The sequence below is a fragment of the Endozoicomonas sp. ALD068 genome (genome assembly GCF_049310145.1).
Lineage (GTDB): Bacteria > Pseudomonadota > Gammaproteobacteria > Pseudomonadales > Endozoicomonadaceae > Endozoicomonas_A.
On the sequence record NZ_JBLYNU010000004.1, the window covers coordinates 6,280,855 to 6,299,682 of the forward strand.

Consider the following 18,828-nt stretch of genomic DNA (forward strand, 5'->3'; position numbering starts at 1 on the left):
TGAATATAAATTGCCCAGCCTGACGCCTGATGACTATATCGTGGCTCTGCGTATAGAACCCGATTTGCCATATACCCTGAAAAGAGACAAATATACCGGGCTTCACACGCTGTTTATTCCAAAGGCCAACGCTAATAAGGGGCGGCGTATTCAAATTTCTTATGTCGTAGAATCCAGAGAACCGGACTTGGAAGCATCGACTAAAGAAGCTCGCTCAAAACGATCGATATGGTTTCACACCCGCTGTTCAAAAGGGATGAAAAAAGTGCTGAAAGGACTGTTTACAAACATTGACCAACAACCACCTGAAATACGGGAGCCTTTGCGAAAAATTGCAAACGCTCGAGACATGACCGAACGCGTTCGGGCAATCAAGGAGTATTGCCGACAGTTTTCCGGGGTGACTAAACCAAAGCGCGGGGAGAATTTCTTTAAATTCCTGGTAACACAGCGGCAAGGGCGTTGTCGTCATCGTGCGCCTGTTTTTGTCGCTCTTTGCCGTTATTTCGAGATTCCATGTCGGCAAATGTTTAACAATACCCACGCCTTTGCCGAGTGTTCAGTGGATAGAGGCCAAACCTGGCTGTCAGTGGATTTGGGCGGGGCGCCCACAAAGAACACAAAAGTGATACCAAAATTTCAGCGCACCAGAACGTTGCAAAGTTCCAGCGCTGCGTTAAAGACAATTAAGAATCTCCCGGAAGGGGCAGATTTATCACAACAGCAAACTCTGGCCAGAGCCATGAGTACGAGCCCCGAGAAACTGAGCAAACATTTTCTGACAAACAGTGCATTGCCAGAAAGAATTCCAAGCATTTTCGAGATAGTAAAAAAACTTTGGGGAGAAAAAAATTTAACCAGTTTTGCCATGGGTATCTCAGCGTTATCAGAGACAAAAGCGTTGAGCAATGACGAGAAGAAATTGCTCGGTACTGTGACTCGCGACGATCAGGATGAGAACAGTAAAAGTCATAATGATAAACCGATGTCGAAGGCTCCGTTAAAAGGCCTCATAGACGCGAGGTATGAATTCGATTCTGTGCAAATCGACGAATCGTACAGGAGGAATCGCGACTATGAACCGATGTCGGAGGCAGTCATACAAATCTTGCTCGACAATGATGAAGATCAGGTCACTGAACAACTCGAGTCATTGTACTCAAGAATGATTATTCAGGGCGGAGCAAATCCTAACAAGTGGTTGAGATCAATGGTGTCTATATTGGGTCAGAGCGAACTGACCAAACCGTCGGTTATTCACTTTGCACTTAAAGCCATGGAATCGGGTTGGCTGGATCCAGTGCCAAATTATGACATAAATATTATCAGTGCCTCTGAACATCATGAGCTACTGGAAGCTCTGGAAGGCATCGATGAGCTGAAGGTTAAAGCCACCCATTGTCTGAGAAAGTGGTATGACGCATTGTTGTCCAGGGAAAAACACAGTAGGGTGTGGCGTTTGAATTATGAACACTACCAGAGGCAAGAACGTGACACCTTGTTCGTCACTCATTGCCATGACGGGTTTTCGTCATTCCTTGAAAATCAAATTGCCCATCATTCTATAGAAGACGTCTGGACGAACAATCCTGAGGGCATTCCTGATATAGAACGAATGCTGGTGCAACTGCCTGCTTTTTCACAGTTAAACTCGGGCAGGGAAAAACACCGTCCGGCAATTATTATCGGTTGCCCCAAATGGGACGAAATTGCAATTAAGGAAAAGGTTCAAGCCCTGCTGCAACGAAAAGCAGAGAACAGGCCGGAGTTGAAGCAGATATTGGAAAAAGCCAATCAGATTCTGCCCCCCCTCAAGGTGTCGGACGAGGAGAAAAAAATTCTTGATGACTTCACAAACAAATGCGAGCAAGCGATCAGACATGCCTTCAGTCATTATCTTTACGAAGTGACACAGTCAAAAGGCGGTCGCTTAACGTATTGTTGGGTTGACGCTGTCATGCATTCTCACAGAAACCGTGACAGCGATAACTTTGACTATGGCGCTCATGATCCATCCTCACCAGAGGAGCTGTTTGCCATGATGTCTGATATTTGTAGCTTTAGCCATCGAGAGAAACTTGTTAAGGACGCCTACTTGCGACAGGCACAAAACGCCAGTGATGCCCTGGTACTGAGGTCCGATGAGCTGACATTCATTGCCAAAGAGTTTTTGAGCAGCATGAACCTGAATTCGATGGCTGACTCATTGGATATCAGAACATAGTCTGGTCACGATGAGTTTTTCGAGGTCGTTGACTTGCTTCAATGGTTACAGGCAACTGTCCAAATGAAACTTTCATCCAATCTCAAGGTCAAATAACTTTACAGTTTCAAAACACTCCTTCAAAGGAAAGCAGTAGAGGAGATTGGCTATGGATGGTCAGATCAATGGAAAAACAAACAACCCTGTTTTTAAGACTGAAAAGCCTGATGGCGGCATACCATCCAAAAGAGCAAAGCTGGATTTAAAACCAGAGATTGCAGAGGTCACCGGTGTAACTGCCAGACTCAATATATCGCCAACTTCGAGAGGCCTGCCTGACAAAACGAGAATCGTATCCGCAACGGATTCGTCGCTCCAAAAGGCTCCTCATGCCTTCGATTTTCGTTTTGTCGCCAGTGATGATGAGGTTCGACAACTTCTGATTGCCAGGACCTGCGATAAACATCAGGATGTTACTGTTATTTCCCACCCCGACGATCTCTCACAGGCTAATCTGGTGAGCCGGTTGAGTATTTCCGAAGAGGGTCGCCACACTCTGAGCTCTGGCAAGCTCTTTGAAAGTTCTCAGCCATTAACACTGGTGATAGATATTCGAAAACTCACCGGTGAAGAACTGCCAAAGTTTAACGATTTACTGGACCCGGATAACCCCTGCCTGTACGACAAAGTCAGCAACAAAAAACGTCCTTTGGGCGAGCATGTTTCGCTATTGGTGTTGGCAGACCCTGCACAGTTGGCATCAGTTGGCCGACGTGACAAGGCATCGGGGGCCGAGGCACCCGGTGCTGATTTCTGGCGGCGAATTAATCGACCGGGCAATACCTGGCAGTTCAACGAAACGACCGGCAATGCCTCATTAATGGATATCGACGAGGTTCAGTTATTGGCTGAACTCCCCTCTGCCGAAAGTGCTATGGATGACGAAAATACCCTTCTTATTAACTGCCACTTGCACAGCAGCTGGCGGCAGTTATTGCTGGGTGGCCCCGGAGTGGATCAACAAGGGCGAATCCGACACATCCCCGGCAAGCTTGAGTCGTTAAAGGCCGGACAACGGGTGATTCTCAAAGGCGCCAATTGGCAGGATCTGGCCTTTGAACAGACGGTTCGACAGATGTTGGCGCAACAGTGTTTTGAGAGCAACGGGAAGATCTGTCCATTACCCGACGATGTTCAGTTTTATAAGATGCCGTTAGGGAATGACGAGCTTCATACACTGTTCCAAAGTCTGTCTCACTCTGATAATGAAGAAGGTGACCAGGAACTTGATAAAGCCCAGGCATCAGCAAACCCGATCATCATTAACCAGAGTAATGTCAGGGAGTGGCTGAGCCCGATTGCCATTGCCCCGGAAGGCTATGCAATCCCTAATACCAGTCTGTTGGAACAAATTCGGGCAGGTGGTGTAGTCACCGTAACGTCTACCCTCACTGAGGCACACTGGTTTCATTTGCTGGGTTCACTGCAGACGATTCGCGAGACGACCGGCCTGGAGCCCCGGCTTCAGGTGACTGATTCAAGACAGCAACCAAAAGCACTGGGATTGACAGAAAACAATGAACAGCCAATCACAGATCAAGCCACTTTTAATACCGTTACTTATCAGCAACATACCCAGACAAGTCATTGGCTAAATAATCAGCAGGAAGCCCCTTTGGTCATTCAGGTCAGCGAACAGACCGGCTTTAGTCAGCTCTTTGATAATATCCATATCACTTCGGAACAACAGGCGCATTTTGGGCGACAGCCGAGTAAATTGCAGGAGGCATTGAGCGCTGGCGAACCGATTGTATTCCGAGGACTCGAGCATAACCCAAGGCTTCAGCAGCTTCTGGAGCCCCTGTTTATTGGGCAACCTTTGTTGGTGAACGGTCAATTACAAGCCTACCCACAGGCTTGTGTCACCTTACTCTGGCCTGAGTCTGCGAAAAGTCCGTCTCCGGTCTTGCATTCGCTGGTCGCCAAGGGTGAACCCTGTCCCGAGGTTGATCTCTGGGCTGTCAATGCCGACAGGCATGAAATCCCCCGGGCTGAGCTGCCAGAACAAGCGCTTAATAAACTTTACCAGGCGTTTAAAACCGTACCTGCCGACCTTTGTAACCCTCTGCCTGAATTGAACGAAGGCTTATTGAATAACCTGATAATGGCTGCCCGGCGGGCACAACAGGTTGATCAGTCCTCATCGCTTTTACCCCGCCACTGGCGCAGGGCCATTAATAGCGTCATCACCCATGGCACCCGGCAGAATCCACCCGTGAGGGATTTTATGAAAGTGGCTTGCCGGAGCTTGTTACCGGATAGGACGCCGGATAAGGATCAGCCTATCTCGGTAGACCCGGATCAGTTAACGGCCATCATCGACAGTGCCCCGCAGTTGAATAGAGCGTTTTTGGAGCAGAACCTGTGGCCATTGGCCAGAGCCATTGATCTGACAGCATTCAAGAACGGTAAATCTAAAGGATTACTGTTGTCCTATGAAGAACCAGTTTCCGTTTGGCATAAGGAAAATTTTCTGGACAAGCTCTGTGCCCTGATTGTGGCCCCTTTGCCTGATGAACTTCGTCAGGCCATGGCGTATCAGTTGAAAGTCGATCCGGAGGCAGCGAAACGCTATCCACCGTTAACCATCAGGCCATCAAGACAAATTAAACGTTTGCAGGATGCACTGGCTTCTGGCTGGCAGTTACGTTTGCCACCAGAGCAGACGCGATCCGATGCCATTGAGGCTCTGGCCACCGATTGTCTTGATAAAGCCATAACAGCGAATTCTGAGGCAGAAGGCATTGAACGCATTGAACACCGACTGGCTGAATCACTTATATGGGCAGGCTCCACAGACAATCCCCTGTCAGCACTGGCCGGGGATCTTTATCACAGCGAGATAAGTCAGAAAGATCGTGAAAGCCGACGATTATCCCGACTTCATGACCGGCTTACCGACTCTCCCGTTATCTTCCTGCAAGGGGAAACCGGCACCGGGAAAAGTTACTTTTCTGCCAAAATGGCCAAGGCTTCGGGACAGGCTTCAGTCATTTCCCTTGGACCTTCCGACAGCGAACAGACCCTGATGAAACGCTGGCAGTGGCAACAATACGCTGATGGCGACCGCTCTATGGTGGAGCAAAACCGGGCATTGATAGAGTGGGCCAAGACCAAATCCGACAAAGACGGAGAGTACATCACTTTAGTGCTGGATGAAGCCAACCTGACCCAAGCCGGATTACTGGCATCATTGAACGGCTTATGGGAACCACAACCCTGCATCTATGTGAATGGTCATCCTGTTAAAGTCAGCGAAAAACACCGGGTGATTCTCACCGGTAACCCGGATCATTATGCCGGGCGCCAACTCGACCCGACCCTGAAAGAGAAATTGCCCAGAGCTTACTACCCTCGCCTGGATCAGGCTTTTCTCAGGGACAGGGTGGTGGAACCGGCTCTGGTCAATCACTTACAAGAGCATCTGACAAAGCATCAAATAAACGACATTGCACACAGTGCCAGCAAAAGTGTGATGACACTCTGGCAACATTATCAGGAACTGCTGCCCGAGCATGAGTTTACCCCCAGGGATTTAACGGACATCTGCAGTTGGGTGGGTTGGTATCTCGACTGTGCTCAGCCCGCTCTTGGCAGTGTGACCTGTGGGCAAATAAACAGTTTGATACAACACAGTTTTCTGGATGTACTGGGCCCTGAAATCACCGAAACGCATCAGGATGCCCTGTCGGCACTGGAAATCTGGTTTGCTGCCCGTTACCAAGCGGAGAACACCCTGAGCGACAGAGTTCGTAACAAGACCCTGTCAGATTTTCAGCAGACCTTCAGTACAGTCACCCGAGAAATCCAACCGGACTTTGATACCTCCGGATCGGCAGTCCGTGAACTGGCGCAGCAGCTTGGGCAGGATTTAAGCCGCTGTCAGCAGGCTCATCATCACGACAGAAAACACGGCGGCCGTCAGGCAACACTGATTGAAGGTCCGGCCGGGCGGGGCAAGGATGCCACTCTGAACCTGGTGATTGAAAGTGTCAGACAGCAGGCCGAAAAACGGCAAGAATTGATGCCGGAAGTCTATTACCTGAATGCCTGTGATTGTTCCTGGGACAAAGTGTGTGAAAAGATCCAGAAGGCCAGAATTGAAGGCGGCATCGTGGTGATTTCGGAAATGAATCTGATCGACAGCCAGCATCTGGAAGGTGAGTTAAACGATATTCTGGCCGGAGACGCCCATCCGGGTTTTCACCTCTTTGCCACCATCAATCCACCTGAGTACAGCGGGCGAAAACCCTTATCACCGGCCCTGAAAGGGCGTTTTCGACATTTGCCCATCCGGCAGTACAAAGCGACCGAATTACAGACCATTGCCGCGAAAGTGTTGCCAGAGTCTTCACAAGGAACATTCGCCGCTGAGATGCTAACAGAAAAGCATTGTCGTTTAAGGGCTCACCTGCAAAGCAAAAAACTGCCATTACAACCGACCAGCCTTGATTTACAGAATGTTGCCAGGGCTATAAACAGAGGTGGTGATTTGAGCGAAAAAGCCGTTCATCAATGCCTCAATCAGCACTACCGGCTTTACCTGATGGCTGCCAACCTATCGCTGGAGGAACTGCCCGAGTCTTCGGCTCTTGCCATGGAGAAAAGTGAATTTGATTCCGGACTTTGCCGTTGGTTCAATGAAACGGTATCGGGCATTGATCGTCCGTGGTTGATACGAAGCAGTCATCTCAACAGTGTTGATGAAAAAAAACATGAAATCCTTGTTAACACTCAGCGGGATGAAAAGGAAGTCAGAACGGAAATCATCAAAAGTGTGGCTCAGGCAAAGTGGCAGTCATCAGGCCTTCCCCTGAAGCCGGACGAGTCGGACGATATTCTTACCGGGGCACTCTACCGACACTGGCAGCAACGCTGGTTTAGCAATCATTTTGGCCGGACGAACGTAGACGTTAACAGCGTATTTCCCCTGACGGAAGAACAGCAACAAACGCTGAAAATGTCTGCTAACCAGCCTTATCTTCAGGCCGCTGATCAGCAGATAGGGGCGTGGAAAGCCGATGAAGTTCAATGGTGGCCTGTGTTCTGGTATCAGATCAGTAATCTGCTGAACCATCTGGCAGACGATTTTATCAACGAAGCATCCGCTATTGGTGGTGATCAGGCTCCTGAACAAGACAAGCCAGAAGTCCACGAGAAACAGGCTTGGGCATTGGATCAGAGAACGGAGCCTGCGCCACAACCTGTTAACGAAGTCTTGACCACCAGTAGTGATAAAGTTCCGCCACAAGTCCACGAGGTGCAAGCTCCGGCATTGGATCAGAGAGCGAACCTCGAGACACAACCTGTTAATAAAGCGTTGACTGTTTACTGTGATAGCACTCCAGAAAAATACATTCCGGAAGTCCATGAGAAAGAGGCTCCGGTATTGGACCGAAGAACGGACTATGAGAATGAGAAAGAGAGCGAGCGACAACTTGACGATTATATAATTTTTGATGACCCGGACCATTTTCCCGGGATTTATCGGTCATTGGCAGAGGATATTTATGTATCACTTGAGGGCAAAATCAAAAGGATCAGTATTAATGATAAACACATGCAGGGAGTCGAAGTCATCATACCTGCACGGTTACCAGAGCATGACCGGGAAGTGACATTAGCCAGCGACCAAACACTGGCTACCTTTTACATGTCATCAAAAAATGGTCAATTTATATTGCCCAGCCTGACAGTTAAGGACTACATCGTGGCACTGCGCATAGAACCCCATCTGGCATTTACACTGCTCAGGGACCGATATACCGGCATACACACACTATTTATTCCAGAAGCCAAAGCCGACCAGAGCATTAAATTTGCTTATGTCGTAGAACCCAGAGAAGTGGGCAAAAAAACATCGGCTGAAAAAGTCCGGCCAGCACAATCAAGACGTTTTGACGCCCACTGTTGCCAGGGTATGAAAACAGTACTGGACGACGTGTTTCAGAAGATTGAGAAACAGGCATCCAAAGTAAGGAAACCTTTGCAGAAAATAGCAAAGGCTGAAGACACGGAGCAGCGCATTAGGGCAATCCAGGATTATTGCGAAGACTTTTCCGGTGTCGCTGTACCAAAGCGCAATAAAAATTTCTTTCACTTCCTGATAACACGCCGACAAGGCAGCTGTCGTCATCGTGTGCCTGTTTTTATTGCTTTATGTCGTTATTTTGGCATTCCATGCCGACAAATATCCAATGATACCCATGCCTTTGCAGAGTGTTCGCTGGACGGTGGCCAAACCTGGAAATCGGTGGATTTGGGCGGAGCGCCTGTCGAGGTAACAGAAATCCTCCCTGAGTTCCAGGACACCAAAAGAGTCAGTGTTTCTGGCACTGAATTAAAGAAGACCAGAGATCTGCTGAATGGGCGTCTGAAAGGTGCTGATTTAGCACAACAGCAAACTCTGGCTGAAGCCTGCGGAACAAGTCCTGAAGAACTGAACAAGGCCCTTGAGGCAGGCTGTGAATCGCCGGAAACCCTTCCAGATATTTTCGAAATAGTAAAGAAACTCTGGCAGACAAAAGATTTAACCGGCTTTTCCATGGGTGTCTCAATATTTGTGTCGCTGGAAACAAAAGCATTAGACTTTGACGAAGTGGAGTTGATTTGTATTGTCTTTAGCAAAAAAGGCCCGATGTTGAAGGCAGTCAAACACATCTTGTCCAACAGTGATAGAAATCAGGTCACTGAACCCCTCAAGTTATTGCACTCAAAAATGATTATTCATGGCTCATCAGAACCTGAGGACTGGTTAATCCTGATGCTGAGTATTCTGAGTGACATTGATCTGACCCCCGCAGTTATTGACTTTGCCAGGGAAGCCCTGGCATCGGGTTGGCTGGATATACCGCCGACCTATGCAGGCCAGATCGTAGAGGCCCATGAACACCATAAGCTATTGGTTCGTCTGCAAGGTGTCGATGAACTGAAGGTTCAAGCCAGCCATTTACTGAAAAAGTGGTATAAGAAATTATTCTTCAGAGAGAAAGATAGCCAGACATGGCAAAGGGCTTACCATTCCTTCCAAACAAGTAAATTAGGGGCCTTTTTTGTCACTCGTTGTCATCATGGTTTATCGCCATCTCTGGAAAAAAACATTCTCACCTCATCTGTACGCAACGCTTGGACGGACCAACCCGAGGGCATTGCGAATATAGAACGAATGCTGGTTCACCATCCTGCATTTCCGAAATTAATCTCGGGCAAAGCGAACCACCGTCCGGTGATTATCATAGGGAAGCCTGACTGGATATCCGGCTTGAAAGTGATGGATAAAAAGGTCGCAGCCCTATTACAACGAATCGCTGAGAACCGCTCAGACCTGAAACATTTGTTGGAAAAAAGCAGTCAATTTATGGCAAGAAAAAAAGAACTCGATCTGGCTCTGTTTGCATTGGACAGAGACTACAGCGTGGGATCACCAAATCATAGAGAGGAATATAGGAAAAAAAGGTCTGATATCTTAGGAAGCTACCAATCCATCGTGGAGCCTCTCAGGTTATCTTCAGGGGAGGTAGATCTCATAAATGATTTAAAAAACAAATGTGTGGTGGCGCTTAAGCAGGCCTTCAGTCATTATCTGTATGAAGTGACACACCTGAAAGGCGGTTGCCTGACCTATTGCTGGGGCGATGCCCACATAGATGGATGCTGGAATAGCAACAGGTATGGCGCTCATGACCCATCCTCACCAGAAGAACTGAATGCCATGATGTTTGCAATCAGAAATGAAGAGCTTGAGAAATCTATTCAGGATGACTACCTACGGCAGGCACTTAACGCCAGTGATGCTCTGGTGCTCAAAACCAATGAGCTGAATACCATCGCCGAAGAGTTTTTGAACAGCGTGAACTTGAATTCGCTTTGTGAGGCATTGGATACCTGATAACCGTTTGGTCATGATGCGCTTTTCGAGATCGGTAACTCCACTCCCGTCATTCCCGGCTTCCCTCCCGTCATTCCCGGCTTCCCTCCCGTCATTCCCGGCTTCCCTCCCGTCATTCCCGGCTTCCCTCCCGTCATTCCCGCGAAGGCGGGAATCCACACTGACTCACCACCAGAACCATACTACCCGGTGCCCCCCTGGCCTTGTCATCCCCGAGAAGGCAGAGATCCACCGTTGGCGCTGGATTCCCGCCTTCGCGGGAATGACGACCCTTTAGTGCCGCACAGGCCCAAAGACTCTATAACAGCAGGTTGGACACCCCTACAGAGGGGTAACAATTAAAATGGAACTTTAATCACACCTTACAGGTCTAACCATTTAACAATTTCATTAAGTACCTGGCCAGTTGGTTTCGCATATTCTGGCGAGTGGATTTTTTCATCCTTCAAGACGCAACGACGGGCGCGTAGCCACAGCTACGCAACCAGAGTTGGAACGCAGAATGATGGAAAAAGCCGCCGTCCAGAATATGCGAAACCAACTGGTTAGGTACTTCAGTCCTTCAAATGACAGTTGAGAGGGAGATTGACTATGGATGGTCAAATTGCCGGAGGTACCAAAAAACGCGTTCATGATCGTAGCCTGCATGATCATGACGTGGCAGCCAAGATGGCAAAGCTGGGTATATCGTCAAAGGAAAAGCAGGATGTAGAAATCTGCTCTGAAGTAAGATCCAGACTAAAGAGATCGCCAACTTCAGAGACCTTGCCTGACAAAGTGAGAACCCTCTCCGCAATGCATTCCTCGCTCCAAAAGACGACTCATTCCTTCGATTTTCGTTTTGTCGAAAGTGATAACGAGGTTCGCCAACTTTTGGTTGTCAGGACCTGTGATGAACATCAGGATGTTATTGTTATTTCCCACCCCGACGACCTCTCACAGGCTAACCTGGTGAGCCGGTTGAGCATTTCCGAAGAGGGTCGCCACACTCTGAGTTCAGGCAAGCTGTTTGAAGGTTCACAGCCATTGACTCTGGTAATTGATATTCGAAAGCTTACCAGTGAAGAGCTGCCAAAATTTAACGATCTGCTGGACCCGGATAACCCTTGTCTGTACGACAAAGTCAGCCAGGAGAAGCGCCCTCTGGGCCAGCATGTTTCTCTATTGGTTCTGGCAGACCCGGCACAGCTGGCATCGGATGGCAGGCGTGATGATGCGCCTGCGGGCGGCGCACCCGGTGCTGATTTCTGGCGACGAATTAATCGGCCGGAAAATACCTGGAAGTTCAACGCGCAGACTGACAATGACCCATCGATGGAGATCGACAAGGTACCTCCGTTATTGGCTGAACTCCCCTCTGCCGAAAGTGTTATGGACGACGACAATAGTGTTTTAATTGACTGCCATTTGCACAACAACTGGCGACAGTTGCTGCTGGGCGGCCCCGGAGTGGATAAACAGGGGCGAATCCGGCACCTGCCCGGCAGGCTTGAGACATTGAGGACCAGACAACGGGTGATTCTGAAAGGGGCGGATTGGGCAGATCTGGCCTTTGAACAGACGATTCGACAGATGCTGGCGCAACAGTGTTTTGAGAGCAACGGGAAGATCTGTCCATTACCTGACGATGTTCAGTTTTATCAGATGCCGGTGGGGAAAGACGAGCTTAATTCAATGTTCCAAAGTCTGTCGCACTCTTGCGACGAAAAAGACTCCGCTCCACGACCCCCGATCCTTATTAACGAGAGCAATATCAGTGAATGGCTCAACCCGATTGCTATTGCCCCGGAAGGCTATGCAATCCCTAATACCAGTCTGTTGGAACAAACTCGGGCAGGTGGTGTAGTCACCGTAACGTCCACCCTCACTGAGGCACACTGGTTTCATTTGCTGGGTTCACTGCAGACGATTCGCGAGACGACCGGCCTGGAGCCCCGGCTTCAGGTGACTGATTCAAGACAGCAACCAATAGCACTGGGATTGGCAGAAAACAATGAACAGCCAATCACAGATCAAGCCACTTTTAATACCGTTACTTATCAGCAACATGCCCAGACAAGTCATTGGCTGAATAATCAGCAGGAAGCCCCTTTGGTCATTCAGGTCAGCGAACAGACCGGCTTTAGTCAGCTCTTTGATAATATCCATATCACTTCGGAACAACAGGCGCATTTTGGGCGAGAGCCGAGTAAATTGCAGGAGGCATTGAGCGCTGGCGAACCGATTGTATTCCGGGGACTCGAGCATAACCCAAGGCTTCAGCAGCTTCTGGAGCCCCTGGTTATTGGGCAACCTCTGTTGGTGAACGGTCAATTACAAACCTACCCACAGGCTCATGTCACGCTACTCTGGCCTGAGTCTGCGAAAAGTCCGTCTCCGGTCTTGCACTCGCTGGTTGCCAAGGGTGAACCCTGTCCCGAGGTCGATCTCTGGGCTATCAATGCCAACAGGCATGAAATCCCCCGGGCTGAGCTGCCAGAACAAGCGCTTAATAAACTTTACCAGGCGTTTAAAACCGTACCTGTCGGCCTTTGTAACCCTCTGCCTGAATTGAACGAAGGCTTACTGAATAACCTGATAATGGCTGCCCGGCGGGCACAACAGGTTGATCAGTCCTCAACGCTTTTACCCCGCCACTGGCGCAGGGCCATTAATAGCGTCATCACCCACGTCACCCGGCAGAATCCGCCCGTGAGGGATTTTATGAAAGTGGCTTGCTGGCAATTTTTACCGGATAAGGATCACCCTCCCTCGGTAGACCCGGATCAGTTAACGGCCATCATCAACAGTGCCCCGCAGTTGGATAGAGCGTTTTTGGAGCAGAACCTGTGGCCACTGGCCAGAACCATTGATCTGACAGTCTTGAAAGACAGTAAATCTGAAGGATTATCGCTGTCCTATAAAGAACCAGTTTCATTTTGGCATAAGAGAAATTTTCTGGACAGGCTCTGTGCCCTGATTGTGGCCCACGAGCCTGAAGAACATCGTCAGGCAATGGCGTATCAGTTAAAAGTCGATCCGGAGGCAGCGAAACGATATCCACCCTTAACCATCAGGCCATCAAGACAAATTAAACGTTTGCAGGATGCGCTGGTTTCTGGCTGGCAGTTACGTTTGCTACCAGGGCAGACGCGATCCGATGTCATTCAGGCTCTGGCCACCGATTGTTTCCACATCGTCAGGACAGCCAATTCTGAAGCAGAAGGCATTGAACGTATAAAACGTCAACTGTTTGAATCAATGGCGTGGCAAGGTTCCACTGATATGCCCTGGTCAGCACTGGCCCGGGATCTTTATCACGGCGAAATAAATCAGAAGGATCGTGAGAGTCGTCGATTATCCCGACTCCATGACCGGCTTACGGACTCTCCCGTTATCTTCCTGCAGGGAGAAACCGGCACCGGGAAAAGTTACTTTTCTGCCAGAATGGCGAAGACTTCAGGGCAGGCTTCGGTGTTGTCTCTTGGACCTTCTGACAGCGAACAGACCCTGATGAAACGCTGGCAGTGGCAACGACATGCCGATGGCGATCGCACTATGATGCAGCAAAACCGGGCATTGATGGAATGGGCCAATACCAAATCCGACAAAGACGGAGAGTACATCACTTTAGTGCTGGATGAAGCCAACCTGACCCAAGCCGGATTACTGGCATCATTGAACGGCTTATGGGAACCACAACCCTGCATCTATGTGAATGGTCATCCTGTCAAGGTCAGCCCAAAACACCGGGTGATTCTCACCGGTAACCCGGATCATTACGCCGGGCGCCAGCTCGATCCGGACCTGAAAGAGAAGCTGCCCAGGGCTTACTACCCACGTCTGGACCAGGCATTCCTTGGGGACAGGGTGGTGGAACCGGCTCTGGTCAAGCATTTACAAGAGCATCTGACAAAGCATCAAATAAACGACATTGCACACAGTGCCAGCAAAAGTGTGATGGCGCTCTGGCAATATTATCAGGAACTCTTGCCCGACCATGAGTTTACCCCCAGGGATTTAACGGACATCTGCAGTTGGGTGGGTTGGTATCTGGATCGTGCTCAGCCCGCTCGCGGCAGTGTGACCTGTGGGCAAATAAACAGTTTGATACAACACAGTTTTCGGGATGTACTGGGGCCGGAAATCACCGAAACGCAACGGGATGCCCTGTCGGCACTGGAAATCTGGTTTGCTGCCCGTTACCAGGCGGAGAACACCCTGAGCGACAGAGTTCGTAACAAGACCCTGTCAGATATTCAGCAGACCTTCAGTACAGTCACCCGAGAAATCCGACCGGACTTTGATACCTCCGGATCGGCAGTCCGCGAACTGGCGCAGCGGCTTGGGCAGGATTTAAGCCGCTGTCAGCAGGCTTATCATCACGACAGAAAACACGGCGGCCGTCAGGCAACACTGATTGAAGGTCAGGCCGGACGGGGCAAGGATGCCACGCTGAACCTGGTGATTGAAAGTGTCAGACAGGAGGCCGAAAAACGGCAAGAATTGATGCCGGAAGTCTATTACCTGAATGCCTGTGATTGTTCCTGGGACAAAGTGTGTGAAAAGATCCAGAAGGCCAGAATTGAAGGCGGCATCGTGGTGATTTCGGAAATGAACCTGATCGACAGCCAGTATCTGGAAGGGGAGTTAAACGATATTCTGGCCGGTGACGCCCATCCGGGTTTTCACTTGTTTGCCACCATCAACCCGCCTGAGTACAGCGGGCGAAAACCCTTATCACCGGCGCTGAAAGGGCGTTTTCGACATTTGCCCATCCGGCAGTACAACGCGACCGAATTACAGACCATTGCCGAAAAAGTGCTGCCAGAGTCCTCACAAGGGACATTCGCCGCCAAGACGCTAACAGAAAAACATTGTCGTTTAAGGGCTCACCTGCAAAGCAAAAAACTGCCATTGCAACCGACCAGTCTTGATTTACAGAATGTTGCCAGGGCTATCACCAGAGGTGGCGATTTGAGCGAAAAAGCCGTTAATCAATGCCTCAATCAGCACTACCGGCTTTATCTGATGGCCGCCAATATATCGCTGGAGGAACTGCATGAGTCTTCGGCTCTTGCCATGGGGAAAAGTGAATTTGATTCCGGACTTTGCCGTTGGTTCAATGAAACGGTACCGGGCGTTGATCGTCCGTGGTTGATACGAAGCAGTCATCTCAACATTGTTGATGAAAAAAAACATGAAATCCTTGTTAACACTCAGCGGGATGAAAAGGAAGTCAGAACGGAAATCATCAAAAGTGTGGCTCACGCAAAGTGGCTGTCATCAGGCCTTCCCCTGAAGCCGGACGAGTCGGACGATATTCTTACCGGGGCACTTTACCGACACTGGCAGCAACGCTGGTTCAGCAATCATTTTGGCCGGACGCACGTAGACGCTAACAGCGTATTTCCCCTGACGGAAGAACAGCAACAAACGCTGAAAATGCCAGCTAACCAGCCTTATCTTCAGGCCGCTGATCAGCAGATAAGGGCGTGGAAAGCCGATGAAGTTCAATGGTGGTCTGTGTTCTGGTATCAGATCAGTGATCTGCTGAACCATCTGGCAGACGATTTTATCAACGAAGCATCCGCTATTGTTGGTGATCAGGCTCCTGAACAAGACAAGCCAGAAGTCCACGAGAAACAGGCTCAGACATTGGATCAGAGAACGGAGCCTGCGCCACAACCAGTTAACAAAGTCTTGACTATTGGTAGTGATAAAGCTCCTGCATTGGATCAGAGAACGAACCAGGAGCTACAGCCTGTTAATAAAGCCTTGACTGTCTACGGTGATCGCACTCCAGAAAAATACATTCCGGAAGTCCATGAGAAAGAGGCTCCGGTATTGGACCAAAGAACGAACTATGAGAAAGAGAGCAAGCCACGAATTGACGATTATATAATTTTTGATAAGCCGGGCCATTTTCCCGGGATTTATCGGTCACTTGCAGAGGATATTTATGTATCTCCTGAGGGCAAAATCAAACAGATCAGTATTAATGATAAACACATGCAGGGAGTCGAAGTCGTCATACCTGCACGGTTACCAGAGCATGACCGGAAAGTGACATTAGCCAGCGACCAAACACTGGCTGCCTTTTATATGTCATCAAAAAATGGTCAATATACATTGCCCAGCCTGACAGTTAACGACTATATCGTGTCACTGCGCGTAGAACCCAATCTGGCATTCACGCTGCTCAGGGACCGATATACCGGTATACACACACTATTTATTCCAGAAGCCAAAGTCGGCCAGAGCATTAAATTTGTTTATGTTGTAGAACCCAGAGAAGTGGGCAAAAAAACATCGGCTGAAAAAATCCTGCCCGCACAATCAAGACGTTTTGACGCCCACTGTTGCGAAGGTATGAAAACAATACTGAACGACCTGTTTGAGAACATTGAGAAACAGGCATCCGAAATAAAGAAACCTTTGCAGAAGATAGCAGAGGCTACAGACACGGAGCAACGCATTAAGGCAATCAAGGACTATTGCGAACACTTTTCCGGTGTTGATGTACCAGAGCGCAATAAAAATTTCTTTCACTTCCTGGTAACACGCCGACAAGGCAGCTGTCGTCATCGTGTGCCTGTTTTTATTGCTTTATGTCGTTATTTTGGCATTCCATGCCGACAAATATCCAATGATACCCACGCCTTTGCAGAGTGTTCGCCGGACGGTGGCCAAACCTGGAAATCGGTCGATTTGGGCGGAGCGCCTGTCGAGGCAACAGAAATCCGCCCTCACTTCCAGGACACCAAAAGAGTCAGTGTTTCCGGCACTAAATTAAAGAAGACCAGGAATCTGCTGAATGGGATCCTGACAGGTGCTGATTTAGCACAACAGCAAACTCTGGCTAAAGCCTCTGGTATGAGTCCTGAAGAACTGAAACAGGCCCTTGAGGCAGGCTGTGAATCGCCGGAAACCCTTCCGGGTAGTTTCGAAATGGTAAAGAATCTCTGGGGGAGAAAAGATTTACCCGGCTTTTCCATGGGTGTCTCAATATTATTAGTGTCGCTGGAAACAGAAGCACACAACTTTGACGACATTCTATTGGTTTGGAGTGTTTTTCACGAAAATAAACTGATGTTGGAGACAATCAAACACATCTTGTCCAACAGTGATAAAGATCAGGTCACTGAACCCCTCAAGTTATTGCGTTCAAAAATGAGTATTTGCGGCGTAGCAGGCCCTGAGGACTGGCTAAACCCAATAATGAAAATTCTGAATGACATTGAACTGACTCCTTCGGTTATTGACTTTGCCCGGAAAGCCCTGGCATCGGGTTGGCTGGATATACCGCCGACCTATACGGGCCTCGTAAAGGCCCATAAACACCATGAGCTATTGGTACGTCTGCAAGGTGTCGATGAACTGAAGGTTCAAGCCAGCCATTTACTGAAAAAGTGGTATAAGAAATTATTCTTCATAGGGAAAGGTAGCCAGTTATGGCAAAGGGCTTACCATTCGTTCCAAACAACAAAAGCCGGGGCCTTTTTTGTCACTCATTGTCATCATGGTTTATCGCCATTTCTGGAAAAAAATATTCTCAGCTCATCTATACGCAATGCCTGGACGGACCAACCTGAGGGCATTGCGAATATAGAACGAATGCTGGTTCACCATCCTGCATTTCCGAAATTAATCTCGGGCAAAGCGAACCACCGTCCGGTCATTATCGTGGGGAGTCCTGACTGGAGCTATGGCCTGGAAGCGATGGATAAAAAGGTCGAAGCCCTGTTACAACGAATCGCTGAGAACCGCTCAGACTTGAAACATTCGTTGGAAAAAAGCAGTCAATTTGTGGCAAGAAAAAAAGAATTCGATCTGGCTCTGTCAGCATTGGACAACGACTACTCGGCGGGATCACCTTGGCTAAATAAAGATCGTAGAGAGGAATATTGGAAAAAAAGGTCTGATATCTCAAGAAGCTACCAATCCATCCTGAAGCCTCTCAGGCTATCTTCAGAGGAAGAAGTTCTCATAGGTGATTTAGAAGGCAAATGCATCAGAGCGCTTGAGCAGGCCTTCAGTCACTATCTGTATGGAGTGACACACCTGAAAGGCGGTTGCCTGACGTATTGCTGGGTCAATGCCGACATAGATAGATGCTGGGATAGCAACAGGTATGGCGCTCATGACCCATCCTCACCAGAAGAACTGCATGCCATGATGACTGCAATCAGAAATGAAGAGCTTGAGAAATCTATTCAGGATGACTACCTACGGCAGGCACTTAACGCCAGTGATGCTCTGGTGCTCAAAACCAATGAGCTGAATACCATTGCCGAAGAGTTTTTGAACAGCGTGAATTTGAATTCGCTCTTTGAGGCATTGGATACCTGATAACCGTTTGGTCATGATGCGCTTTTCGAGATCGGTAACTCCACTCCCGTCATTCCCGGCTTCCCTCCCGTCATTCCCGGCTTCCCTCCCGTCATTCCCGGCTTCTCTCCCGTCATTCCCGCGAAGGCGGGAATCCACACTGACTCACCACCAGAACCATACTACCCGGTGCCCCCCTGGCCTTGTCATCCCCGAGAAGGCAGAGATCCACCGTTGGCGCTGGATTCCCGCCTTCGCGGGAATGACGACCCTTTAGTGCCGCACAGGCCCAAAGACTCTATAACAGCAGGTTGGACACCCCTACAGAGGGATAACAATTAAAATGGAACTTTAATCACACCTTAAG

The 18,828-nt window shown here is 49.1% G+C and carries 3 protein-coding genes; all 3 read left to right on the plus strand.

The window, feature by feature from the left end:
* The first annotated feature begins 10 nt into the window (after nt 1-10).
* Nucleotides 11-2,224: a transglutaminase-like domain-containing protein gene (locus ACO6V5_RS23100; protein ID WP_422492168.1), complete on the plus strand. Its 2,214-nt coding sequence runs from the start codon at nt 11-13 to the stop codon at nt 2,222-2,224.
* A gap of 148 nt (nt 2,225-2,372) precedes the next feature.
* Entirely contained in the window at nt 2,373-10,151 is a 7,779-nt protein-coding gene (locus ACO6V5_RS23105; RefSeq protein ID WP_422492170.1) for an AAA family ATPase, read from the plus strand.
* A gap of 591 nt (nt 10,152-10,742) precedes the next feature.
* Complete coding sequence (locus ACO6V5_RS23110; RefSeq protein WP_422412523.1) at nt 10,743-18,482, plus strand: AAA family ATPase; 7,740 nt, start codon at nt 10,743-10,745, stop codon at nt 18,480-18,482.
* Nucleotides 18,483-18,828: the final 346 nt, after the last annotated feature.

Coding starts and splice junctions, on each gene's coding strand:
- ACO6V5_RS23105 (WP_422492170.1), top strand. CDS start 2,373: ATGGATGGTCAGATCAATGGAAAAACAAACAACCCTGTTTTTAAGACT.
- ACO6V5_RS23110 (WP_422412523.1), top strand. CDS start 10,743: ATGGATGGTCAAATTGCCGGAGGTACCAAAAAACGCGTTCATGATCGT.